The following is a 23,762-nucleotide window of genomic DNA, read 5'->3' as shown; positions in this document are numbered from 1 at the left end:
TACGAGACGCGGCACGCATCCCGACCCCACGGTGCGCCGGAGTCGACCCCCTCCCGCACCGCCTGAATCCCCACCGTGACGACCGCCGGGTGGCCGAACACCGCTCCACCCCCGCCGTTCGCACGGAACCGAACCGCAGCCCGTGCGGCGGAACGCGTGCGGGGCTGGACGCGCGCCGGCCAACAGGTGGCTTTCACCGGTCAGTTGCCGCCCCGGTAGGCCACAATGGACGAGACCACTGCAGCACGGGGGGATCGAGGGGACTGTGCAGCGCACTCACGCGACGGCGGTGCTCGCAACGGGGTCGGTGCTGCTTTCGGTGCTCGTCGCCGTCGCGGTGAGCGTGGCGAACAGCGGCACCCTGCCCGCTGCGTTCGCCCCGCTGGCCTGGCCGCTCGTCGGTCTGCTGACCGCCGGCACGGCCGTCGCCGCCGCCCGACAGGGACGCACCCGTGACGCGGAGCCGGACCCGCCCTCCACAGCGCCCGGGCCCGACCTTCCCGACCTCCCCGAACTTCCCGACCCTGCCGAACTCCCTGCGTCGAGCGCACACTTCGTAGGCCGCAGGACGGAACTGGACGTCCTCCTCGGACTCGTCCACCAGGGCCACCATGCCCTCGCCCTCACCGGAGCCCCGGGAGTCGGCAAGTCCACCCTCGCCGTCCGCCTCGCCCACGAACTACGACCGCTCTTCCCCGACGGCCGGCTGTACGCAGACCTCGGCGCCGGACGCTGCGACCCGATCGCGCCGGCCGCCGTACTGGCCGAGTTCCTCGCCGCACTCGGCGCGCCGGAAGAGGAACAGAGCGGCACGCCCGAGGCCCTCGCCGCCCGCTTCCGCAGCCGCACCGCGGGCCGACGAGTCCTGCTGCTCCTCGACGACGCCGCGGACGCGGCGCAGCTCCGCCCACTGCTTCCGGGCGACGGGCATTCACTCGCGCTCGTCACCAGTCGTCAGGCACTCCTCGACCTCCCCGAAGCCGTCGCCGTTCCCCTCGGGACGCTCGCGGAGTCCGAGGCGCTCGCCCTCCTCGCAGCCGTCGCGGGCCCGGAGCGCATCGCCGGGGAAACCGGCTCGGCGTGCGCCATCGTCCACGCCTGCGGTCTGCTTCCCCTCGCCGTCCGCATCGCCGCCGCCCGGTTGCGGGCCCACCCCACCCGGCCCGTCGGCGAACTCGCGGGCCGCCTCACCGGTGAACGCGGCCGTCTCGACGAGCTGCGGGTCGGCAACCTCGCGGTCCGTGCTGGTTTCGAAGCGTGTTACGACACCCTCGACGCCGAGGACCAGCACTACTTCCGCAGTCTGGTGACCCACCCCGGCCTCCGGCTGACCGCCCGTACCGCCGCCGCAGCCGCCGACCGTCCGCAGGTCGCCGCCCGGGCGGCACTGGAGCGCCTCGCCGCCGCCCAACTCGTCCAGACGACGGGGCCGGACGGCTACCGGCTGCACGACCTCATCCGTGTCTTCGCCGCCGAACGCCTCGAACGCGACACGGCACCCGCCGAGCGCAGGGCCGCCCTCGGCCGCATCATCGCCCTGTACACAGCGGACGCCACACAGCACGGCAGCCACGCGTGGGGCGGTCACGAGCAGGCCACCGTCTCCCTCCTGGTCCGTGCCGCGGCGCGCGAAGGACTGCACCGTCCGGGCTGCGAACTCGCGCTGGCCGCCGACCGCTGGCTGTGGGACCAGCCCAGCCAGCTCCCGCGCATCGCCATGTGGGCGACGGTTCTCGACGCCGCGCGCCGGTCCGGCGAGGACCGTTGGGCCGCGTACGCGCTCCGTGGTCTCGGCGCCGGGTACCTGCACGAGGGACGGTACGACCGAGCGGTGGACCACCTGCGGATGTCCGTCGCCGTCCAGCAGCGCACCGGAACCCGCAGCGAGCAGATCAAGACCCGCAGGCTCCTCGGGGACGCGCTGCGCCGGGCCGGGCGCCACGAACAGGCGCTCCGGGAGTTCCGGGCCGCCCTGGACTGCTACCGCGAACTCGGCACGCCCATGGGGGAGGCGGAGGTGCTGAGCAGCCTCGGCGCCCTCCACCTGGACCGCCGCCGCCCCGACGAAGCCATCGACTGCCTGGAACCAGCCGTCGCCACCCTCGTTCACCGGCCCGGCAACCCCTCCTACGCCGCCGACGCCCAGCGCAGTCTCGGCACAGCCCACGTCCAGGCGGGAAACCTCACGCCGGCCGAGCGCCACCTGAGGGCCGCCCTCGCCGCGTACCGGCGCCACGGGCGGCCGGTGGGGGAGGGGTGGACGCTGCGCGAGCTCGGTCGTCTGGAGGAACGGCGCGGGATGTTCACCGCGGCCGCCGACCACCACCGCGCCGCACTCGCGGTGTTCGAGGGCGTGGGGCACGGCAAGGGCGTCGCCGCGGCAGCGGAGTCCATCGGTGACAGCCTCCTCGCCCAGGGGGACGAACCGGGCGCGAACGTCCGGTACCGTCACGCGGTCGCGGTCTACGGCGAGTTAGGGGACTCCGCCCGGCAAACAGAGGTGCGGCGCAAGCTCGGCGCTGCATGATAACGCTGTCATTGTGACGGGGATCGCGTCCCAATTCGCCCTGAAGTAGGTGTTGTTAGGGGCCGGAGGGAGGTGACGGCCCGGTGTGGGGCATGGCATGATTCCGAACACTCTTACCCATGGGTAACAGTAGCCACCCCCCTCACTTTTGCACCGCCGGAGGACGCCCCCGTGCGTAATCTCTCCAGGAGACTCCTGGTCCCCGCGCTGACAACGCTCGCCCTCGCGGCGAGCGGATGCTCCGCCACCCCGGACACCGCCAACCGCCCTGCAGCCGCAGCGACTTCCACCGCCACCACGGAGGCCGTGGACAGCGGAACCGAACAGCTCAACGTCGAAGCGGCACCGGCGGGCAAACCCACGCCCACGGCCGTCGCCCGACCGGCCAGCAAGGGCGGCACCGCCAAGAAGAGCCCCCTCAAGGTCGCCGCCTACGACAAGCGCACCCAGCGTGCCGTCATATCCACCCCCCACAAGCCCGCGCCGAAGCCCACCACCGGCCCGTCCGGCACCCCGTCGTCCAGTCCCTCCGCCGAACCCCCCGTCAAGACCGGCGACGTCTTCGCCAGCGCCCCCGTGCCGGGGGCACCGCGAGGTCTGCTCGCCGAGGTGACCGGTGTCGTCCGCACCACCGAGCAGGGCACCGAAGTCACCACCAAGCCCGCCACGCTCAGCGCGCTCCTCGCCGACGACAAGGCCGACGGCGACGTCCCCGTCGACCCGTCGACCTTCGACGTCGAGCCACTGGTCAAGGGCGTGAAGCTCTCGTGGGCCAAGCCAGGGGGCGTCCGCTTCGGCCCCAGCGGCGCACAGCTGCCCCTCGGTAGCCTGCGCCTCGACGTCGGTGCGGCCCTCGCTACCCCCGAGGACGCTCCTGCGTCCGCAGCCGCCAGCGTCTCCGGTTACGTGCAGCTGGCGCCGCAGGTGGAGTTCTCCTACAACGGGAGCGCCCACGGCCAGGCGGGCAAGCCCGGTCCGGGCGGGGCCTTCCTCGGCATGACCGGTGACTGGTCCGCCCAGTGGGCGCTCAAGGGCCGCGCCTCCGCGAAGGCCACGCAGCGCATCCCGTTCGCCAAACTGCACGCCGACCCGGTGATCCAGGTCGGCCCCGTGCCCGTCGTCGTCAACCTGGACCTGACCTGCTACCTGCAGATCGACGCCGACGGCCGCATCACGCTCGACGTCCAGCAGAGCGTCAAGGGCGATTTCCGCGTCGGCGGCAGCTACGCGCCGTTCAAGGGCTGGACGCCGGTCAGCACCTCCGAGGTCAAGGGCACCCCGGTGACGGCGACCGTCACCGCTGCGGGCCGAGCCAAGGCAGCCCTCGGCGCCGAGGCGTCCGTCGGTCTGTACGGCATGGTCGGCCTCACCGCCGACTTCGCCCCCTACCTCCGTGGCGAGGGTGAAGCCGTGGCCACGGCATCCTCGGACGGCAAGGCCAGCGTCGCGGGTTCCTTCGCGGCCTTCGGCGGATTCGACCTGAGCGGGAACCTCCAGGTCCAGCTGTCCGTCTTCGGCACGCCACTGTTGCAGAAGCGCATCCCGCTGGGCACCCTGCACCGGGAATGGACCTTGGCGAGCGGCAAGGCCCAACTCGCCGCCTGATGCCCGCCCCCGGCCGGCCGGACGTGCGCCGGCCGGGGGTTTCCCCCGGGGCCGCCCTGACGTCCGCCCCGGCTCTGAGTGTCGTACCCCGCTGGCAACATGGCGGGAAGGCACATGATGATCTCCTCGCGCTGCTCGACGACCCCGCCGACTCTACGTTTCGCCAGACGTTCTTGTAGGTCTTGCAGAGCTGGAAGTCCCTCCTACCTTTACGACGGTCCGGGCATCCGGGGAGGATGAAGAGGACTCGCCTGGCTCGACTGAACCCTCGGAAGGCCGACTACGTCGGTGCACCGGCAGACCGTGAACCGGAGGTGGCCACCGGCTGTCTCGATCCGCACGCGGGTGGCATCGGGGACCACCTCCCCCACCGGCCGGGCGCGCCATCGGCTGTAGCCGATCGAGGAGCCCGCACCCGCGGCGGTCCGCCGCCCTCCCGGTGCGGAACAATGGCCCCATGACCCTGTTCCGCGACGACGGCATCGTGCTGCGCACCCAGAAGCTGGGTGAAGCGGACCGCATCATCACGATCCTCACCCGAGGCCACGGCCGTGTCCGGGCCGTGGCCCGCGGTGTCCGCAGGACCAAGTCGAAGTTCGGGGCCCGCCTCGAACCGTTCTCCCATGTCGACGTACAGTTCTTCGCGCGCGGTAGCGACCTCGTGGGCCGCGGGCTGCCGCTGTGCACACAGAGCGAGACGATCGCTCCCTACGGTGGCGGCATCGTCACGGACTACGCCCGCTACACAGCGGGCACCGCCATGCTCGAGACGGCGGAACGGTTCACCGACCACGAGGGCGAGCCGGCGGTCCAGCAGTACCTGCTGCTCGTCGGCGGGCTGCGCTCGCTCTCCCGGGGCGAGCACGCGCCGAACCTCATTCTCGACGCGTTCCTGCTTCGCTCGCTCGCCGTCAACGGCTACGCGCCGAGCTTCGACGACTGCGCGAAGTGTGGGCTGCACGGGCCCAACCGCTTCTTCTCCGTCGCATCGGGCGGAGTCATATGCGCCGACTGCCGCGTGCCCGGCAGCGTCGTACCCTCTGCAGAGGCCATCGGACTGCTCAGCGCCCTGCTGACCGGCGACTGGGACACGGCGGACGCCTGCGAGGCCCGCCACGTCAGGGAAGCGGGCGGGCTGACGTCCGCCTACCTGCACTGGCACCTGGAGCGCGGTCTGCGCTCGCTGCGGTACGTAGAGAAGTTCGTCGAGAAGAAGTGAGTGTGACCCCCATGGCACGACGCGGAATCCTGGGACGTTCCCGCCGCGAGTACAAGGTCCCCGAGCCGCACCCGTCCGGGGCGCGCCCGCCCAAGATCCCGGCCGAACTCGTGCCGAACCACGTCGCCTGCGTCATGGACGGCAACGGCCGCTGGGCCAAGGAGCGGGGCCTACCGCGCACCGAGGGCCACAAGGTCGGCGAGGGCGTCGTCCTCGACGTGCTCAAGGGCTGCCTGGAGATGGGTGTCAAGAACCTCTCCCTCTACGCGTTCTCCACGGAGAACTGGAAGCGCTCCCCGGAAGAGGTGCGTTTCCTGATGAACTTCAACCGGGACGTGATCCGTCGCCGCCGCGACGAGATGGACGAGCTCGGCATCCGCATCCGCTGGGTCGGTCGCATGCCCAAGATGTGGAAGTCCGTCGTCCAGGAGCTCCAGATCGCGCAGGAGCAGACCGAGGGCAACGACGCCATGACGCTGTACTTCTGCGTCAACTACGGCGGCCGGGCCGAAGTGGCCGACGCCGCACGGAAGATCGCCGAGGACGTGGCAGCGGGGAAGCTGGACCCGTCCAAGGTGAACGAGAAGACCTTCCAGAAGTACCTCTACTACCCGGACATGCCGGACGTGGACCTCTTCCTGCGTCCGAGTGGTGAACAGCGCACCTCCAACTACCTGATTTGGCAGAGCAGTTACGCCGAGATGGTGTTCCAGGACGTGCTGTGGCCCGACTTCGACCGCCGTGACCTGTGGCGGGCCTGCCTCGAATACGCCTCCCGTGACCGGCGGTTCGGCGGCGCGATCCCCAACGAGGAACTGACCGCACTGGAGAAGAAGTAGCCGTGGGACGCCGCGAGGCACCAGCCCACGGCGGCGAGACGGGCGCCCCGGGCCAGGCCGGCGGCTGAACCGGTGTTGGGCGCCACCCCGTCCTGGCGCCCACCCGGCCCGCCGCACCACAACCCCGCTGACCACGCGACGACGCAGCGCGCGGACCGCCCGACGCGCCCGACCCGTTCCGGCCGGTCCCTCCCGGGTCGTACGGCGACCAACACGCACAGCCGTGCCCCGGAAGCCGTCCTCTCGCCGCGGCGACCCGCGGACGACCGGCCGGAGCCTGGGCGCGGCACGGCCCCGCTCCACCGCGATGCGCAGGCGAGCTCAGCGCCGTCCGCCGTCCGCCGCGGCGGACGGCGCGCCGGACCCCTCCGCAACCTCGTCGTCCACCCGCTCCGCGAGGACCATCGCCACGTCGTCGGCGAGGGAGTCCCCCGTGTGCCGGATCAGCCCCTGGTGCAACTCCTCCAGGAACTCCTGCGGAGACGCGGCCCGAACCTGCTCCATCGCCTCCGGCAGGGCGAAGAAGTCGTTGTCGCGGTTGCGGGCCTCGATCACCCCGTCGGTGTGCAGCAGCAGAAGGTCACCGGGCGGGAAGGGGTAGCTCTCCACCGTGCCGGGAGGCCCGACGATGAAGTCCTCCAGACCGAGCGGCGGCAGCGGGGACGACGACGTCAGGGCCCGGGCCCTACCACCGTGCAGCACCAGCGGCGCAGGGTGGCCACGATTGACGACCTCGACCACCTGCTCGTCCGGCACCTGGGCCACCAGCGCGGTGACGAACCCCTCCATGCGGGCGTCCGGATCGACCCCCGGCGTGCTCCGCTCCCGCTGCAACGCGGCCGCACAGTGGTTCATCACCTCCACCAGGTCGTCCTGGTAGTGCACGGCCTCCCGGAACGCCCCGAGGACCGCCGCGGCGGCGCGCACCGCGGGCAGGCCCTTGCCGCGGACGTCCCCGACGATGAGCCGGACCCCGTACCGGGTCTGCACTGCTTCGTACAGGTCACCCCCGATCTGCGCCCCTGTCTCGGCCGCGAGGTACATGCTGGCCGCCCGCACCGGGCCCAGCCGTGGGGGCACGGGGCGCAGGAGGACCCCCTGCGCCGCCTCGGCGATCCGACGGACCTGGTTGAGCTCGCTCTCCCGGCGCGCCCGCACGGCACTGCTCGTCGTGACACTGGCCACGGACACCAGCAACAGGGCGAGGAGATTGCTGTAGACCTGCTGACTGCCCCACGCGTCGTTGTAGGTCGCGGTGGTCACGCTGACGGCCACGGCGACGGCCACGGCCGAGAGGGTGCCCTTCGGGCCCATCGTCACCGCGGCCAGCGCGGGCGTCGCCGTGAGCAGGGGCCCCGTGTACAGGAAGTGCAGGGGAGTGAGCTCGATGACCACCACGAGGAGGGCGATCGCGAAGGGGACGCACTGCGCGAGTGTGAACAGGACCCCGCTGTGAGCGCCCGTTCCTGATCGAGGAGAACGGGAGAGCGACCGCATGGGTACAGGCTGCCTCCTGGCGGCGCAACGTTCCACTCATGCCCCGCCCGTCACCGGCAGCGGGCCGGACCCGAACGGCACCCCACCCGGTCTACGGCCCACGCCACTGCACCGACCGGTACCGCCCCGACAGGTGCAGCACGGCGCCCCGCCCGCTCTCCTCACGGACGGGGCGCCGCCGACACCTCTGCGTACGGGTACTCCCGCGGCCCCGTCGGGCAGCAGGCCGCCGACCGCCAGGGGCTACTCGGCCGCCGCGCACTCCGCGCACGTACCGAATACCTCCACCGTGTGGGCCACGTTCACATACCCGTGCTGGGAAGCAATGGCCTCCGCCCACTGCTCCACCGCGGGGCCCTCCACCTCGACCGCCTTGCCGCACACCCGGCACACGAGGTGGTGGTGGTGCTCCCCGGACGCACAGCGCCGGTACACCGCCTCGCCCTCGCTCGTGCGCAGCACGTCCACCTCACCGGCCTCGGCGAGGGACTGCAGCGTCCGGTAGACCGTCGTCAGGCCGACCGAATCGCCACGGTGCTTGAGCATGTCGTGCAGCTCCTGCGCACTGCGGAATTCGTCCACCTCGTCGAGCGCCGCCGCCACCGCGGCCCGCTGCCGGGTCGACCGGCCGCGCACGGGGGGTCCAGCCGTCGCCACAGGTGCCTCCTCTGTATCCGCCCGCTCCTCGTCGGGCCATTCTGCCAGGCTCCTCCCGGACCCTTGCCTCACTCGCTCAGACCGTGACGTCCTCGCCGGAGCGCCGCGAGCCAGGAACGGCCAGATCGCACTCCGCCGCGGTATCGACCTGCACCCTCGCCCTGCGCCGCGCCAGCGGTGCCGCGAGCAGGGTCAACGCCACGAACACGACGATCGCCAGAAGCACGATCGTCGCGCCGGGCGGCACGTCCTGGTAGTAGGAGGCGACCGTGCCCGAACCGGTCACCCCGACCCCGATCGCCACGGCCAGGACGAACGTCACCGCGAACGACCGCGTGATCTGCTGCGCCGCCGCCACCGGCACCACCATCAGCGCACTGACCAGCAGCAGGCCGACCACCCGCATCGCGACCGTCACCGTCACCGCTGCCGTCACCGCCACCAGCAGGTTCAGCGCCCGCACCGGGAGGCCGGTGACCCGAGCGAACTCCTCGTCCTGGCTGATCGCGAACAGCTGGCGCCGCAGCCCCACCGTCACCAGCAGCACGAAGCCCGCCAGCAGGCAGATCGTGGTGATGTCCTCCTCGGAGACCGTCGACAGCGAACCGAACAGGTAGGAGGCCAGGTTGGCGTTCGACCCGGTGTCGCTGAGGTTCATCAGCATCACACCGCCAGCCATGCCGCCGTAGAAGAGCATCGCCAACGCGATGTCGCCACGCGTGCGCCCGTACGCCCGGATCAGCTCCATCGCGACCGAACCGACGACCGCCACCGCCGTCGCCATCCACACCGGGTTCGACGACAGCAGGAAACCGAGACCGACGCCGGTCATGGCGACGTGCCCGATGCCGTCGCCCATCAGCGCCTGCCGGCGTTGCACCAGGTGGATACCGACGGCGGGCGCGGTGACGCCGACCAGCACGGCAGCGAGCAGCGCCCGCTGCATGAAGGGGTCCTGGAGGAATTCCATGATCAGGTCAGCAGTCCCGTGCGGAGCGGCTCGTCGGCCGCGTGCGGATGTACGTGGTCGTGGCCCGGTAGCGCGTGTTGGCCGACCGCCTTCGGCGGCGGTCCGTCATGGACGACGCAACCGTCGCGCAGCACCACGGCGCGGTCGATCAGCGGCTCCAGCGGGCCCAGTTCGTGCAGGACGAGCAGGACGGTCGTCCCCGCCGCGACCTGCTCGCGCAGTGTGCCGGCCAGAACCTCCTGGCTGGCGAGGTCCACCCCCGCCATCGGCTCGTCCATGATCAGCAGCTCCGGCTCGGCGGCCAGGGCACGGGCGATCAGGACACGCTGGTGCTGGCCGCCCGACAACGCGCCCACCGCGTCCTTCGCCCGGTCCGATAGCCCCACCATGTCGATCGCCCGTTCCACGGCGCTACGGTCCCGGCGGGACGGCCACCTCAGCTTCGCGCGCGACAGCCGGCCCGATGCCACGACCTCGCGGACCGTCGCCGGGACCCCGCTGGTCGCCGTCGTGCGCTGCGGCACGTACCCCACGCGCCACCACGCACCGAACCGGCGCAGCTCCGTACCGAACAACGACACCGTGCCGTCCGTGAGCGGCACCTGGCCGATCACGGACCGCACGGCCGTCGACTTGCCCGAGCCGTTGGCCCCGAGCAGCGCCACGACCTCCCCCCGGCGTACGGTGAGGTCGACGCCGCGTAGCACCGGGCGGGAACCGAGCGTGGCCCGGGCCCCGCGCACGGCGATGACGGCTTCCACGGCCTGCTCCTCCATGACCTGTGCCTCCGATCCTGCTGAGGGGGCTGATGGTTGCGGTGCGTCCGGCGGACGGGTCACTTCGCCCCCAGCGCCTTCTGCAGCGCGGCGAGGTTGGACTCCATGACCGCGAGGTAGTCACGGCCCCGGGAACGTTCGGTGATCCCCTCGATCGGGTCGAGCACGTCCGTCTTCAAACCGGCGTCCTTCGCGAGGGTCTGTGCCGTCTTGCCGCTGGCGAGCGTCTCGAAGAACACCGTGGTGACCCCGTCCTTCGCGGCGACGGTCTGCAATTCCTTGATCCGGGCGGGGCTCGGCTCCGACTCGGGGTCGACGCCCGCTATGCCCTCCTGTTCCAGTCCGTACCGCTCGGCCAGATAGCCGAAGGCGGCGTGGGTGGTGATGAAGGTCCTGGTGGCCGTGTTCTTCAGGCCCTGCTGGAACGTCGCGTCCAGACCGTTGAGCTTGGCGACCAGCGCGTCGGTGTTCTTCCGGTAATCCGCGGCATGGGCCGGATCGGCCGCGGCCAGCGACGTACCGACGCCCTTGGCGACCTCGGCGTACTTCACCGGGTCCAGCCAGACGTGCGGGTCGGCGGCGCCTTCCTGCTCCGCGTGCTCCCCGGCGTCGTGGCCGTGGTCGTGTCCGTCGATGTGCCCGGCCGAGGTGCCGTGGGCCTCAAGAGTGGTGAGCTTCGCGGCGTCCACGGTGTGCTCCACACCGGACTGCTTGATCGCCTCGTCGACGGCCGGCTGGACGCCCCTGAGGTAGAGCACGAAATCAGCCCGGCGGAGCTGCGACGCTTGCCTGGGCTTCAGTTCCAGGTCGTGCGGCTCGACGCCGGGCTTGGTGAGCGTGGTGACCGCGACGTGGTCACCACCTATCTGCTCCGCGAGATACTGCAGGGGATAGAACGACGCCACCACGTCCAATTTCCCGCTCTCCTTGCCGTCGGCGGCACTGGACGCCCCCGAGCAGGCGGACAGCGACACGAGGACGAGCGCCGAGGCTCCGGCGACGGCGGTGGCGGGTATGAGACGTCGTACGTTCATGACAGTCATTTTCAACAAGAGTGGAAACGATTGTCAATTGAATCAACGGTTCGTGACCGACCCGATACCCCCGCACGGATCGGCCAGTACGAGGAGAGAACCGATTTGATGCAGGGGGTGCGGGCGCCGGTAACCTGAACCATTCGCACTTCGTCGTCGTAATGAAGAGAGCACCGTGGCCGCCGACAAGATCGACACGATCGTCAACCTGAGCAAGCGCCGTGGCTTTGTCTACCCGTGCAGCGAGATCTACGGCGGACAGCGTGCCGCCTGGGACTACGGGCCGCTGGGTGTCGAGCTCAAGGAGAACATCAAGCGCCAGTGGTGGCGCTACATGGTCACCGCGCGCGAGGACGTCGTCGGTATCGACTCATCCGTGATCCTGGCGACCGAGGTCTGGGAAGCCTCCGGCCACGTCGCCACCTTCACCGACCCCCTCACCGAGTGCACCTCCTGCCACAAGCGCTTCCGCGCCGACCACCTCGAAGAGGCCTACGAGGAGAAGCACGGCCACGCCCCCGCGAACGGCCTGGCCGACATCAACTGCCCCAACTGCGGCAACAAGGGCCAGTTCACCGAGCCCAAGCAGTTCTCCGGCCTGCTCTCCACCCACCTCGGCCCCACCCAGGACTCCGGCTCCATCGCCTACCTGCGCCCCGAGACCGCCCAGGGCATCTTCACCAACTTCGCCCAGGTCCAGCAGACCTCGCGCCGCAAGCCGCCCTTCGGCATCGCCCAGGTCGGCAAGTCGTTCCGCAACGAGATCACCCCGGGCAACTTCATCTTCCGCACCCGCGAGTTCGAGCAGATGGAGATGGAGTTCTTCGTCAAGCCCGGCGAAGACGAGAAGTGGCACGAGTACTGGATGGAACAGCGCTGGAACTGGTACACGGGCCTCGGTCTCCGCGAGGAGAACATGCGCTGGTACGAGCACCCCCAGGAGAAGCTCTCCCACTACTCCAAGCGCACCGCCGACATCGAGTACCGCTTCCAGTTCGGCGGCAGCGAATGGGGCGAGCTCGAGGGCGTCGCCAACCGCACCGACTACGACCTCGGCGCGCACTCCAAGGCCTCCGGCACCGACCTGTCGTACTTCGACCAGGAAGCCGGCGAGCGCTGGACGCCGTACGTCATCGAGCCCGCCGCCGGCGTCGGCCGCACCATGCTCGCCTTCCTCCTCGACGGCTACAACGAGGACGAGGCCCCCAACGCCAAGGGCGTCATGGAGAAGCGCACCGTACTGCGCCTCGACCACCGCCTCGCCCCGGTCAAGGTCGCCGTCCTGCCGCTGTCACGGAACCCGCAGCTCTCCCCGAAGGCCAAGGGCCTGGCCGCCGACCTCCGGCAGAACTGGAACATCGAGTTCGACGACGCCGGTGCCATCGGCCGCCGCTACCGCCGCCAGGACGAGATCGGTACCCCGTACTGCGTCACCGTCGACTTCGACACCCTCGACGACAACGCGGTCACCGTGCGCGAACGCGACACCATGAAGCAGGAGCGGGTCTCCCTGGACCAGATCCAGGCATACCTCGCCACTCGCCTCATCGGCTGCTAACCCCAGCAGCCGCACGCCCACCCGTCGGGAACCGACACACGCACCACCCCGTCAGAGGCCGGCCGGCCAGCAACCCGGCCGGCCTCCGCGCGTCCCGCACGCCTCCCCGTCGACCCGCCCAACGAATCCGCCCCCCGCCCCGTCCCCCGCAACTCCACACACAACGCCAGCACCACCGCGCCCACCAGGCCCCCAACGAACTCTGCGGCACCGAAATCCCCCGACTCCGATTCAGCGCGGCAGCACGACAGTTCCGCTACCACTGCCTCGTCGCACCCTGCCTCGGAATCCTCGAACTGCTCGTCCTCACCCTGCTCGCCGCAGGAACCGCCGCCACCACTGCCCTCGACCTCCAGGTCGTCGCACAGCTCCTCGTCCGCAGGCAGAACGACCCGCTCGAACGGCTCACGGAACGCGAACGCGACGTCCTGGCCCTGATGGCCGAAGGACGGTCCAACTCCGGCATCGCGGCTGGCCTCGTCGTCAGCGAAAGCGCGGTCGCCAAACACATCAACAGCATCCTCACCAAACTCGACCTGCCTCGGGCCCAAGCCGACCACCGCAGAGTGCTCGCCGTACTGCGCTACCTGGAAGGCGGCGCTTGACGGGGGAGCGCGACCGAGCGGGCGTGGCGACCGAGTTGCCGCAGGCGGCCGGAGGGCCACCGGCAGAAGGAAGCGGTCCGGCACCCGGCAGGCAACGCACCGGACAACAGCGCGACGAGGTGGTGTCCCGCGTACGGCTGCTGCACACTGGGCGCACTCGCCACCAGGAGGAGCGATGCCGTCCATATCGACCAGCAAAGTCAGCAGATGGGATCAGCACGGCCGCGCCCACGTCGTGCACGTCAAGAAGTCCGGAATACAACGCGCCCTCACCTGCGCAACCTGCGGCTGGAGCAAGGGTGCCCAATTCCTGCCCTGGCTCAAGGCAGAGGAACACCTCGCACAAGCGCACCAGGCGACGATCGACCCGGCAGCCGGCAACACCTCCCGGAACTAGCACCAAGGCCGTGAAGTTTGTGGCTGGGCTGTGTCGTCAAGGGCTGGCGGCCGCGAGGATTTCGATGCTGGTGGTGGCTTTGTAGCTGGTGCGGTCGATGCGGGGGCCTCGGGCCTGGTACTTGGAGATGGCGCGTTTGACGATGCGGGGGCTGACCCGTAGTCGTCGTGCGGGCAGCAGTGCGGCCAGGACATGTCGGCCGATGGCGCCGGCCAGGTCGATGTCCGTGTCGGCGATGACGCCCGCGGCCAGGATGATCTGGTCGCGGGCGGTCTGCCAGGCGATGGTGAAGCCGGCCCGGTCCGGATCGGTGCCGGGCCGGGTGCTGGTGGCATCCGCCATGGCCGTCCGCAGCAGTTGGTAGACCACCAGCAGCGCGTAGATCTCCTGCTCGACGCCTTCGGGGGTACGTGCCCGCAGGACGCGACCGCCAAGGATGGTCGACTTCAGTTCCAGGTAGGCGGTTTCGATCTCCCAGCGCTGGTGATACAGGGTGGCGAGTTCGGCTGCGGGGTGGCGGTGGTGGTCGAGCAGGGTGGTGGCCAGCCGGTAGAGGCCGGTGTGCTTCCCGGCGGTGGTGGTGACGGTGATCTCGCAGTCGACGACGCGGACCCGTACCGGGCCGAGCGTGGAGAGGTAGGAGCCGTCCCCGTAGCGGGCCAGGACCGGCATCCGGCGGCCGTTCTTGAGCCGGACCAGGACCTCGCTTCCGGTGGCCGCGATACCGGCTATCAGTTTCCGGGCAGCGAAGTTGCGGTCGGCCAGCAGGATCATCCCCGGCCTCAGGCTGGACAGCAGACGCGGGGCGTAGGTGGTCTCGCCCGAGGTGGTGGGGCCGAAGACCGCGTCGATGAGGGTGCGGGTGCCGCAGGCGACCAGGGCGAGTAGGCGGATCTGCGGGTATCCGGTCCCGCCGTGGTTGCCCGCCTGTTTGGTGTACCTGGTCAGGACAGCGGGAGTGTCGGGCACGGTCATGGTGGTGTCGTCGAGCGCGACCATCAGCAGCCCGCACCAGTGGGTCTGGGGTCCGCGCGGGGTTGCGGCAGGGCCGCGCAGCAGGTCGAAAAGCCACCGCAGTGGCTTGCCGCCGACGCGTCGGCGGGCCTGGGCCAGCGCGCTCGCCGTGGGCGCGGCCAGCGGTAGGCCGACGAGCGCCCCGGTGAGTTTGCGCCACACTCCGGGGTATCCCACCTCCGGGAACAGGCACGCGGCCAGGACCAGGTAGATCACGACCCGGGAGGGCAGATCCCGCAGCCGCGACTGCACGGCCCTGGTCGCGCTCAGCGCCGCATCGACCATCTCGAAGGGCACAAGCTGGGTGAGCTCACCGAGATGACCGGGCGCAAACCGGCCTCCCGCCACCGTGACGGCACGGGTGATGGCAGACTGTCCGGACAGCGGAGCCTCCGGTCCTTGTGAACGGCTGTCTTGGTCGACTGCCAGTTCTACCGGGGCTCCGCTCCTCATGTCCGGCCAAACCCACACCTACAGGCCCCTGGACAACCCCACGAGACCCGTTAACTTCACGGCCTTGGAACTAGCACGGCCCCGCACGCTCGGCGCCCCCACCCCCACGGCGATCAGGCACGCAGCCCCCGCAGCAACAGCTCGCACACCGCACGGAACTCGTCATCGATCGTCGGCCGCAACCACTCCGGCGCGTACACCGGATCGTGGTAGCGGGCCGTCGCGTCGAACACCGCCTGCGCCGCCGAGACCGGCTCCGCAGCCACGAACTCGCCCGCCTCCACGCCCGCTTCGATGATCCGCGTCAGCTGGCTGACCATCACCACCAAGTGATCGTCGACCACCCCGCTGTTCTCCGTGATCAACACCCCGTAGGTGGCGAACAGTTCCGGATCGTCCCCCGCCTTGTGACGCTTCGCCTCGAAGAGCGCCGCGAGCCACGCCCGCAACTTCTCGTCGGCCGACCGCCCCGACGCCTCCGTGATCTCCGACAGCAACGCCTCCGTACGGCCCAGCCAGCGAGCTGTCACGGCCTCCCGCAACGCCGCCTTCGTACGAAAGTGCCGGTAAACGCTTCCGTGACTCACGCCGAGCGCACGCGCCACGTCGACCACCGTGGCCTTCGCCGGGCCGTAGCGGCGCAGCACCTCTTCGGTGGCTTCCAGGATGCGCTCGGACGTCAGGGGCTCGGTGGGTGCCATGACGATGACGTTACCCGTCCGGTCCACTCCCACAGGCGTCAGTGCTCGCTGTCGAGATGCGCCATCTGCGACTCCGGATAGCGCTCGCCCGCAGCCGAATCGCGCGGAACCGCCTTCTCCACGGCCTCCAACTCGGCCGCGTCGAAGGTGACGTCGAGCGCGCCGAGTGCCTCCTCAAGACGGTCCCGACGGCGGGCGCCGACCAGCGGAACGATGTCATCGCCACGCGACAACACCCAAGCGATCGCGACCTGCGCGACGGAGACGCCCTTCGCTGCGGCGATCTTGCGCAATTGCTCGACCAGATCGAGGTTGCGCCGCAGGTTGTCACCCTGGAAGCGCGGGCTCATGCTGCGGAAGTCACCCGGCGCCAGCTTTCGGTCGCCGGAGAAGTGCCCACTGATCAAGCCCCGGGACAGCACGCCGTACGCGGTGATGCCGATGCCCAGCTCACGCGCAGTCGGGAGGATCTCGTCCTCGATGCCTCGGGAGATCAGCGAGTACTCGATCTGCAGATCGGCGACCGGGGCGACCGAGGCCGCGCGCCGCAGGCTCTCGGCCCCGACCTCGGAGAGGCCCACGTGGCGGACGTGGCCCGCCTCGATGAGCTCGGCGATAGCGCCGACCGTCTCCTCGATCGGCACCTGCGGGTCGATCCGGGCGATGCGGTAGACGTCGATGTGGTCGGCGCCGAGGCGCTGGAGCGTGTAGGCCGCGAAGGTCTTGACCGAGGCGGGACGTCCGTCGATTCCCAGCCAATTGCCCTGCGGGTCACGCTGCGCACCGAACTTCACGCTCGTGAGGGCCTTGTCGCGGAGAGCGCCGGGAGCTGTGCGCAGGGCCTCGTTGATCAGGAGCTCGTTGTGACCCATGCCGTAGAAGTCACCGGTGTCGAGCAGGGTGACTCCGGCGTCGAGCGCGGCGTGGATCGTGGCGACGGACTCGAACCGGTCGGCTTCGCCGTAAAGCGCGGACATCCCCATGCAGCCGAGGCCGATGGCGGACACCTGCGGCCCCGTCGTGCCGAGTGGGCGCATGGGGAGAGAGGAGGGATGGGTGGCCCGAGAGGAGGCAGCGCGAGAGGAAGGAGAGGCCTGGTCGGCGCGGGGGTGAGGTGTGGGGGAGTCGGTGGTCGCCATGACGGAGCTCCTCGGAGTTCGAATCGACAGGATCACGCATGACAAACATGTCACGACGGATGACAGATTTCAATCTTTGTCATTTGTTCGGATGGTTGTGGCGCCAGCAGGGGAGCCGGCCCTTCTTCTGTGCTGCCCGCCATGTCCTGGGGTGCGCCCGCGGAAAACCAGGTGCCCGTCCGGGACCGCGCCCGCTACCGTCGCCACATGTCCCCCTTCTTCCAGGTCTACGAGACGTACGAGTGAGAGCGCGGCGGCGCGTGCCGCCCCGTGTACCGACATCCCGATCACTTCTCACCGCGATGGGAGAAACCTCGTGGGCAAGGGCCGTAACAACCTCCTCGGCGTCGGCGGGCAACGCAGGAAGGTGTCCCGCGCCGACCAGCGCGGCAACGGTCAGGCGCGCAGCGCCGACCGCCAGACGTCCGTCGACCAGAAACAGGAACTGCTGCGCAAGATGCGCGAGCGTGCGCAGGGCGAACAGTTCGGGCCGCAACCGGCGGCCCGGGGCTCGGCCGAGGGCGGCCGGGCTGCGGAGGACTGACGTCTTCTCGTATCAGGTGGGGCCGGGTCGCTTCGGGGCGGACCGGCCCCACGATCGTTCCCGCCGGCGTCCCGCACTGCGGACGGTCGGGCCTCGTACGAGTCGTAGTCCGAACAGTCGGCCCTCGCGTGAGCTGCGACACCCCGGGCTCAGGACGTGCTGTCCACCGGCTGACGCGCGTCGTCCGCCTCCAGTTGCGCCGCGGTCCGCCGCGCCGTCTCCCGTGCCCACTGCCCCGTGGTCGCGAGGCCCACGGCGAGGACGGCCAGCGCGCAACCCGTGATGATCCACCAGGCAGGGCGGCTCGCCTCGACGAAGCCCGTCGTGTGCACCGCGCCGGTGCCCGCGGCCAGCACCGATCCGATGACGGCGACGCCGAGGGTGGCGCCGGTCTGGCGGCTGGTGGAGGCGACGGCGGAGGCCACCCCCGCCTGAGCCCGGGGCATGCCGGAGACCGCGGTGTTGGTGATGGGGGCGTTGACCATGCCGAAGCCGACTCCGAAGAGGACGTAGCCGGTGAACAGGAGTGCCGTGCTGGTCTCGGCCTCGAAGGCGGCGAAGAGCACTCCGCAGCCGGCCATGCAGACTCCTGCGACGACGAGCGGCAGGCGCGACCCGCGGCTGCCCACCATGCGGCCCGACAGCGGGGCGCAGACGAAGGTCAGTGCGGCCATGGGCAGCATGTGGAGCCCGGCGTCGAGGGCGGACATCCCGCGGACGTCCTGTAGGTACAGGGTGTTGAGGAAGAGGAAGCCGCTGAGTGCGGCGAAGGCGCTGACCGCTATGACAGTGGCCCCGGCGAATGGCACCGAGCGGAAGAAGCGCAGCTCGATGAGGGGTTCTTCGCGCCTGGGCTCGTAGAGCAACAGTCCGACGAGTGCGAGGACGGCGACCGCGGCGAGGGGAGCGGCGACGGACGGGCCGTCGCCGGGGGCTTCGATGATGGCGTAGGTGACCGATCCGAGCAGGGCGATGACGAGGGCTTGGCCCACCGGGTCGGGGCGGCGTGCCTTGGGGGCGCGGGATTCCGGCACGTAGTGCCAGGTGAGAAGCAGCGCGGCGAGGCCGACGGGCAGGTTGATCCAGAAGATGGAGCGCCAGCCGACGGAGTCGACGAGGAGGCCGCCGATGATGGGTCCCGCTGCCATCGAGATGCCGACGACGCCGCCCCAGACGCCGATGGCGCGGGCGCGTTCACGCGGATCGGTGAAGGTGTTGGTGATGATGGACATGGCGGCCGGGTTGAGCATGGAGCCGCCGACGGCCTGGATCATCCGGAAGGTGACGAGCCAGCCGAGTCCGGGGGCGAGGGAGCACAGCACCGAGCCGAGGGTGAAGAGCACCAGGCCGGTGGTGAAGACCTTGCGGCGACCGATCCGGTCCGCGGTGGACCCGGCGAGGATGAGCAGTGAGGCGAGGACGAGGGTGTAGGCGTCGATGGTCCACTGCATGCCCGCGACCGTGGTGTGGAGCTCCTTGCGCATGGAGGGGAGTGCCACGTTGAGGACGGTGGCGTCGAGGCTGACGATCAGCAGGCTCATGCAGCAGACCGCCAGGACCATGAGTCGCCGGCGGCGGTCCGGGTCGGCTTGGCGCTCGGGGACGGGCATACATGCATAGTACGCCTAACTAATGAATCCATCGGTGAGCGACAATGGGCGAATGACTTCGCTCGCCCCGTCCACGTCGTCCACTCCTGTGGAAGCCGTCCCCGTGGAGTCCGCCTCCGTGGCGTCCTCGTTCTCGCCGCTCGCGATCGGCCCCCACACCGTGCAGCCGCCCGTGGTGCTCGCTCCCATGGCCGGCATCACGAACGCGCCGTTCCGCACCCTCTGTCGGGAGTTCTCCGGCGGCAAGGGGCTCTTCGTCAGCGAGATGATCACGACGCGGGCCCTGGTCGAGCGCAACGAGAAGACGATGCAGCTCATCCATTTCGACGAGACCGAGACACCGCGCTCGATCCAGTTGTACGGGGTGGACCCGGTCACCGTCGGAAAGGCCGTACGGATGATCGTGGACGAGGACCTGGCCGACCACATCGACCTGAACTTCGGTTGCCCGGTGCCCAAGGTGACCCGTAAGGGCGGCGGCTCGGCGCTTCCGTACAAGCGGAACCTTCTGCGGGCGATCCTGAACGAGGCCGTCGGCAACGCCGGACACCTGCCGGTCACCATGAAGATGCGCAAGGGCATCGACGACGACCACATCACTTATCTCGATGCGGGCCGGATCGCCGTGGAGGAGGGGGTGTCCGCGATCGCCCTCCACGGGCGTACGGCCGCGCAGCACTACGGCGGCACGGCCGACTGGGGCGCCATCGCCCGTCTCAAGGAGCACGTGCCGGAGATCCCGGTGCTCGGCAACGGTGACATCTGGTCGGCGGACGACGCGCTGCGGATGATGCGCGAGACGGGTTGCGACGGCGTGGTCGTCGGCCGCGGCTGTCTCGGGCGTCCGTGGCTGTTCGGTGATCTGGTGGCGGCCTTCGAGGGCGCGGGCGGTTATGCGCGGCCGTCGCTGCGTACGGTCGCGGAGGCGATGGTGCGGCACGCCCGGCTGCTGGGGGAGTGGATCGGCGACGAGTCGCGCGGGGTGATCGACTTCCGAAAGCACGTGGCCTGGTACCTGAAGGGTTTCGCGGTCGGTTCCGAGATGCGCAAGAAGCTCGCGGTGACCTCGTCGCTGGGCGAGCTCGCCGCTCAGTTGAGCGAACTGGACCTGGACCAGCCGTGGCCCGCGGGGGCGGACGGTCCGCGTGGTCGTACCTCCGGGAACAACCGTGTGGTCCTTCCGGACGGCTGGCTGAAGGATCCGTACGACTGTGCAGGTGTGAGTGAGGATGCGGAGCTGGATACCTCCGGCGGCTGACCGGGGGCCGTTCGCGGGAGGGTCCGGATGCTGGGATCCGGGCGCTGCCGGCGGCGTGATTCTCGCCACCCTTGATAAGGGTTGCGCTCAAATGAGCGCGAAGAAGGTTGTTGCACCTCTAGAAAGGGTGGCACTCAGTGCCACCCTTTCTGTCTTCATAAGTTGAACTCATATGCCGTGAGGGCCGCTCATGTGAGCGCGTATCCCCTGTGTTGGGTCAAGTGTCCTTCGAGGGGTGAAGAGGCAGCGATGGGGTGACTCTCCCTCTGGTCGCCTGCGATCTGGTGGCGGACGAGTGGTTAAGACCGAATGACAGACAAGTGGACGTACCCAGACACCTTCGATCTGGGTATGTTCCTCGCCGTCAGGGCAGCCACCGAGTCCTCGAGGAGTCGAGACCCGTGTCGGAAAACAAAGATCAGAAGTTCGTCTACGACTTCACCGAGGGCAACAAGGACCTCAAGGACCTCCTCGGTGGCAAGGGCGCGAACCTCGCCGAGATGACCAATCTCGGTCTGCCCGTCCCTCCGGGCTTCACGATCACGACCGAAGCCTGCAAGGTCTACCTCGACAGCGGTGAGGAGCCCGCGGCACTCCGTGACGAGGTGAGCGCACACCTCGATGCACTCGAGCAGACGATGGGCAAGAAGCTCGGACAGGCCGACGACCCGCTGCTCGTGTCCGTCCGCTCGGGTGCCAAGTTCTCGATGCCCGGCATGATGGACACCGTCCTCAACATCGGGCTCTCCGACAGGTCCGTCGAGGGCCTCGCCAAGCAGGCCGGCGACGACCGCTTCGCCTGGGACTCCTACCGCCGGCTCATCCAGATGTTCGGCAAGACCGTCCTCGGTGTGGACGGCGAGCTCTTCGAAGACGCCCTGGACGAGGCCAAGGCCGCCAAGAAGGTCACGGTCGACACCGACCTCGACGCCTCCGACCTGAAGAAGCTGGTCAAGCACTTCAAGAAGGTCGTCAAGTCCGAGACGGGCCGCGAATTCCCGCAGGACCCGCGGGAGCAGATGGACCTGGCCATCAAGGCCGTGTTCGACTCCTGGAACGGTGACCGGGCCAAGCTCTACCGGCGTCAGGAGCGTATCCCGCACGACCTCGGCACCGCCGTCAACGTCTGCTCGATGGTCTTCGGCAACCTGGGCCCGGACTCCGGCACCGGTGTCGCCTTCACCCGTGACCCGGCCTCGGGTCACCAGGGCGTCTACGGCGACTACCTGCAGAACGCCCAGGGCGAGGACGTCGTCGCCGGTATCCGCAACACCGTGCCGCTCGCCGATCTGGAGAAGATCGACAAGAAGTCGTACGACCAGCTGATGCAGATCATGGAGACGCTCGAAACGCACTACAAGGACCTGTGCGACATCGAGTTCACCATCGAGCGCGGCCAGCTGTGGATGCTGCAGACGCGTGTCGGCAAGCGCACGGCCGGTGCCGCCTTCCGCATCGCCACCCAACTCGTGGACCAGGGCCTCATCGACGAGGCCGAGGCGCTCCAGCGGGTGACCGGTGCGCAGCTGGCGCAGCTGATGTTCCCCCGCTTCGACGAAGAGGCGGCCAACGGCGGGAAGGTCCAGAAGCTGGGCCGCGGCATCGCCGCCTCCCCGGGCGCCGCGGTCGGCAAGGCCGTCTTCGACTCCTACACGGCCGTGAAGTGGTCGCGCTCCGGCGAGAAGGTCATCCTGATCCGCCGTGAGACCAACCCGGACGACCTCGACGGCATGATCGCCGCAGAGGGAATCCTGACGTCCCGCGGTGGCAAGACCTCCCACGCGGCCGTGGTCGCCCGCGGCATGGGCAAGACCTGTGTCTGTGGAGCCGAGGAGCTCGAGGTCGACACCAAGCGCCGCCGCATGACCGTGAACGGCACGGTCGTCGAGGAGGGCGACGTGGTCTCCATCGACGGTTCCACGGGCAAGGTGTACCTCGGTGAGGTCCCGGTCGTGCCGTCCCCGGTGGTCGAGTACTTCGAGGGCCGGATGCACGCAGGTGCCGACGACGCCGACGAGCTGGTCCAGGCCGTGCACCGGATCATGGCGTACGCGGACCGGGTGCGCAGGCTGCGGGTGCGTGCCAACGCCGACAACGCCGAGGACGCGCTGCGCGCCCGTCGCTTCGGTGCGCAGGGCATCGGCCTGTGCCGCACGGAGCACATGTTCCTCGGCGAGCGCCGTGAGATGGTCGAGAAGCTGATCCTCGCCGACACCGACGAGGAGCGCGAGGAGGCCTTGAAGGAGCTTCTGCCCCTGCAGAAGAAGGACTTCGTCGAGCTGTTCGAGGCCATGGACGGGCTGCCCGTGACCGTGCGGCTGCTCGACCCGCCGCTGCACGAGTTCCTGCCGGACATCACCGAGCTGTCGGTGCGCGTCGCGCTCGCCGAGGCCCGGAAGGACGCCAACGAGAACGACCTGCGCCTGCTGCAGGCCGTGCACCGGCTGCACGAGCAGAACCCGATGCTGGGTCTGCGTGGTGTCCGTCTCGGCCTGGTGATCCCCGGTCTCTTCACGATGCAGGTACGGGCGATCGCCGAGGCGGCGGCCGAGCGGAAGAACGCCAAGGGCGATCCGCGTGCCGAGATCATGATTCCGCTCGTGGGCACCGTCCAGGAGCTGGAGATCGTCCGTGAGGAGGCCGAGCAGGTCATCGCCGAGGTCGAGGCGAAGACCGGTATCGCGCTGAAGTTGGCGCTCGGCACGATGATCGAGTTGCCGCGGGCGGCACTGACCGCCGGTCAGATCGCCGAGGCCGCCGAGTTCTTCTCGTTCGGTACGAACGACCTCACCCAGACCGTGTGGGGCTTCAGCCGCGACGACGTCGAGGCCAGCTTCTTCACGGCGTACCTGGAGAAGGGCATCTTCGGGGTGTCCCCGTTCGAGACCATCGACAAGGACGGTGTCGGCTCCCTCGTGCGCAACGCCGTCGCGGCCGGCCGGGCCGCCCGCCCGGACCTGAAGTTGGGCGTCTGCGGTGAGCACGGCGGCGACCCCGAGTCGGTGCACTTCTTCCACGAGGTGGGCCTGGACTACGTGTCCTGCTCGCCGTTCCGGATCCCGGTGGCGCGTCTGGAGGCGGGCCGCGCCGCGGCTCAGCCCTCCGGCAGCGACAGCCGCTGACCGTCGGCGGCCGTCCCTCGGCGGCCGGCCGCCGACCGTGCGAGCGGGGTCGTGCGTCCTGCGGGACGCGCGGCCCGTGACTCCGGGGCCGCCGGCGGCTCATCCACCCTCACCGACCCGCCGGCGGCTCCGGCGCACGAAAGGAGAAGGGGGCGGGCACCTTGTGCGGAGGTGCCCGCCCCCTTTGGTGTGCTTGTTGAGAGCTCTTTGAATGACGGACGATTAACGCCAGCTTGA

Annotated in this window: 18 protein-coding genes and 1 pseudogene; 10 read left to right on the top strand and 9 right to left on the bottom strand. The window is 69.8% G+C overall.

Features of this window, described 5'->3' with window-relative positions; all coding sequences use genetic code 11:
- The first annotated feature begins 265 nt into the window (after positions 1–265).
- From ACFXOM_RS19065 to ACFXOM_RS19050, 4 genes are all read left to right on the top strand, one after another.
- Complete coding sequence (locus ACFXOM_RS19065) at positions 266–2,527, top strand: tetratricopeptide repeat protein (RefSeq protein ID WP_384932425.1); 2,262 nt, start codon at positions 266–268, stop codon at positions 2,525–2,527.
- Positions 2,528–2,698: 171 nt separating this feature from the next.
- Positions 2,699–4,132 (top strand): hypothetical protein, encoded by a 1,434-nt coding sequence (locus tag ACFXOM_RS19060; protein WP_384932422.1) that lies wholly within the window; start codon positions 2,699–2,701, stop codon positions 4,130–4,132.
- Between the two features lie 457 nt (positions 4,133–4,589).
- Positions 4,590–5,351, top strand: a complete 762-nt coding sequence (gene recO / locus ACFXOM_RS19055) for a DNA repair protein RecO (protein ID WP_384932420.1) — start codon at positions 4,590–4,592, stop codon at positions 5,349–5,351.
- Between the two features lie 11 nt (positions 5,352–5,362).
- Entirely contained in the window at positions 5,363–6,190 is an 828-nt protein-coding gene (locus ACFXOM_RS19050) for an isoprenyl transferase (RefSeq protein ID WP_384932418.1), read from the top strand.
- Positions 6,191–6,511: 321 nt separating this feature from the next.
- Here the strand turns inward: ACFXOM_RS19050 and ACFXOM_RS19045 are convergent, their stop codons facing one another.
- The 5 genes from ACFXOM_RS19045 to ACFXOM_RS19025 all read right to left on the bottom strand — a co-directional run bounded on the left by ACFXOM_RS19045 (position 6,512) and on the right by ACFXOM_RS19025 (position 11,124).
- Complete coding sequence (locus tag ACFXOM_RS19045) at positions 6,512–7,687, bottom strand: PP2C family protein-serine/threonine phosphatase (RefSeq protein ID WP_384932415.1); 1,176 nt, start codon at positions 7,685–7,687, stop codon at positions 6,512–6,514.
- A gap of 243 nt (positions 7,688–7,930) precedes the next feature.
- Positions 7,931–8,344 (bottom strand): Fur family transcriptional regulator, encoded by a 414-nt coding sequence (locus tag ACFXOM_RS19040; RefSeq protein WP_384932412.1) that lies wholly within the window; start codon positions 8,342–8,344, stop codon positions 7,931–7,933.
- A gap of 76 nt (positions 8,345–8,420) precedes the next feature.
- On the bottom strand, positions 8,421–9,314 hold the full coding sequence (locus ACFXOM_RS19035; protein WP_385038555.1) for a metal ABC transporter permease: 894 nt from the start codon (positions 9,312–9,314) through the stop codon (positions 8,421–8,423).
- A gap of 2 nt (positions 9,315–9,316) precedes the next feature.
- Complete coding sequence (locus ACFXOM_RS19030; RefSeq protein ID WP_384932405.1) at positions 9,317–10,090, bottom strand: metal ABC transporter ATP-binding protein; 774 nt, start codon at positions 10,088–10,090, stop codon at positions 9,317–9,319.
- Between the two features lie 59 nt (positions 10,091–10,149).
- Positions 10,150–11,124 (bottom strand): metal ABC transporter substrate-binding protein, encoded by a 975-nt coding sequence (locus ACFXOM_RS19025; RefSeq protein ID WP_385038552.1) that lies wholly within the window; start codon positions 11,122–11,124, stop codon positions 10,150–10,152.
- A 175-nt stretch (positions 11,125–11,299) separates the two neighbouring features.
- Here ACFXOM_RS19025 and ACFXOM_RS19020 point away from each other — a divergent pair, with 175 nt between their 5' ends.
- The 3 genes and pseudogenes from ACFXOM_RS19020 (at position 11,300) to ACFXOM_RS19010 (ending at position 13,684) form a co-directional block, all read left to right on the top strand.
- Positions 11,300–12,682 carry a glycine--tRNA ligase gene (locus tag ACFXOM_RS19020; RefSeq protein ID WP_384932399.1) on the top strand — a complete coding sequence of 461 codons (1,383 nt, stop codon included), beginning with the start codon at positions 11,300–11,302 and terminating at the stop codon, positions 12,680–12,682.
- Between the two features lie 338 nt (positions 12,683–13,020).
- Positions 13,021–13,287 (top strand): annotated as a pseudogene (locus tag ACFXOM_RS19015) (response regulator transcription factor); the annotation flags it as partial.
- 175 nt (positions 13,288–13,462) lie between these two features.
- A complete protein-coding gene (locus ACFXOM_RS19010; RefSeq protein ID WP_384932396.1) occupies positions 13,463–13,684 on the top strand; it encodes a hypothetical protein in 222 nt (73 codons plus the stop codon).
- A 36-nt stretch (positions 13,685–13,720) separates the two neighbouring features.
- Here ACFXOM_RS19010 and ACFXOM_RS19005 read toward each other — a convergent pair whose 3' ends face one another.
- The 3 genes from ACFXOM_RS19005 to ACFXOM_RS18995 all read right to left on the bottom strand — a co-directional run bounded on the left by ACFXOM_RS19005 (position 13,721) and on the right by ACFXOM_RS18995 (position 16,889).
- Positions 13,721–15,046, bottom strand: a complete 1,326-nt coding sequence (locus ACFXOM_RS19005; RefSeq protein WP_385038599.1) for an IS4 family transposase — start codon at positions 15,044–15,046, stop codon at positions 13,721–13,723.
- A 218-nt stretch (positions 15,047–15,264) separates the two neighbouring features.
- Positions 15,265–15,852, bottom strand: a complete 588-nt coding sequence (locus ACFXOM_RS19000; RefSeq protein ID WP_384932394.1) for a TetR family transcriptional regulator — start codon at positions 15,850–15,852, stop codon at positions 15,265–15,267.
- A gap of 38 nt (positions 15,853–15,890) precedes the next feature.
- A complete protein-coding gene (locus tag ACFXOM_RS18995) occupies positions 15,891–16,889 on the bottom strand; it encodes an aldo/keto reductase (protein ID WP_384932393.1) in 999 nt (332 codons plus the stop codon).
- Between the two features lie 418 nt (positions 16,890–17,307).
- Between ACFXOM_RS18995 and ACFXOM_RS18990 the strand changes: the two genes are divergently transcribed.
- The gene (locus ACFXOM_RS18990) at positions 17,308–17,535 is read left to right on the top strand and encodes a DUF6243 family protein (protein WP_384932391.1); all 228 of its coding nucleotides are present in this window, start codon (positions 17,308–17,310) and stop codon (positions 17,533–17,535) included.
- 149 nt (positions 17,536–17,684) lie between these two features.
- On the opposite strand, the gene ACFXOM_RS18985 is transcribed toward ACFXOM_RS18990, so the two are convergent.
- On the bottom strand, positions 17,685–19,145 hold the full coding sequence (locus ACFXOM_RS18985; RefSeq protein WP_384932388.1) for an MFS transporter: 1,461 nt from the start codon (positions 19,143–19,145) through the stop codon (positions 17,685–17,687).
- 52 nt (positions 19,146–19,197) lie between these two features.
- Between ACFXOM_RS18985 and dusB the strand changes: the two genes are divergently transcribed.
- Complete coding sequence (dusB, locus tag ACFXOM_RS18980) at positions 19,198–20,403, top strand: tRNA dihydrouridine synthase DusB (protein WP_384945340.1); 1,206 nt, start codon at positions 19,198–19,200, stop codon at positions 20,401–20,403.
- A gap of 401 nt (positions 20,404–20,804) precedes the next feature.
- Entirely contained in the window at positions 20,805–23,525 is a 2,721-nt protein-coding gene (gene ppdK, locus ACFXOM_RS18975; RefSeq protein WP_384932382.1) for a pyruvate, phosphate dikinase, read from the top strand.
- Positions 23,526–23,762 lie beyond the last annotated feature (237 nt).

Source organism: Streptomyces sp. NPDC059169, from assembly GCF_042755225.1.
GTDB lineage: Bacteria > Actinomycetota > Actinomycetes > Streptomycetales > Streptomycetaceae > Streptomyces.
Note: the sequence above shows the minus strand (reverse complement) of the source record. Positions and strands in the feature narration are given on the sequence as shown.

Coding starts and splice junctions, on each gene's coding strand:
- recO (WP_384932420.1), top strand. CDS start 4,590: ATGACCCTGTTCCGCGACGACGGCATCGTGCTGCGCACCCAGAAGCTG.
- ACFXOM_RS19050 (WP_384932418.1), top strand. CDS start 5,363: ATGGCACGACGCGGAATCCTGGGACGTTCCCGCCGCGAGTACAAGGTC.
- ACFXOM_RS19045 (WP_384932415.1), bottom strand. CDS start 7,687: ATGCGGTCGCTCTCCCGTTCTCCTCGATCAGGAACGGGCGCTCACAGC.
- ACFXOM_RS19035 (WP_385038555.1), bottom strand. CDS start 9,314: ATGGAATTCCTCCAGGACCCCTTCATGCAGCGGGCGCTGCTCGCTGCC.
- ACFXOM_RS19030 (WP_384932405.1), bottom strand. CDS start 10,090: ATGGAGGAGCAGGCCGTGGAAGCCGTCATCGCCGTGCGCGGGGCCCGG.
- ACFXOM_RS19025 (WP_385038552.1), bottom strand. CDS start 11,124: ATGAACGTACGACGTCTCATACCCGCCACCGCCGTCGCCGGAGCCTCG.
- ACFXOM_RS19010 (WP_384932396.1), top strand. CDS start 13,463: ATGCCGTCCATATCGACCAGCAAAGTCAGCAGATGGGATCAGCACGGC.
- ACFXOM_RS19000 (WP_384932394.1), bottom strand. CDS start 15,852: ATGGCACCCACCGAGCCCCTGACGTCCGAGCGCATCCTGGAAGCCACC.
- ACFXOM_RS18995 (WP_384932393.1), bottom strand. CDS start 16,889: ATGCGCCCACTCGGCACGACGGGGCCGCAGGTGTCCGCCATCGGCCTC.
- ACFXOM_RS18985 (WP_384932388.1), bottom strand. CDS start 19,145: ATGCCCGTCCCCGAGCGCCAAGCCGACCCGGACCGCCGCCGGCGACTC.
- dusB (WP_384945340.1), top strand. CDS start 19,198: ATGACTTCGCTCGCCCCGTCCACGTCGTCCACTCCTGTGGAAGCCGTC.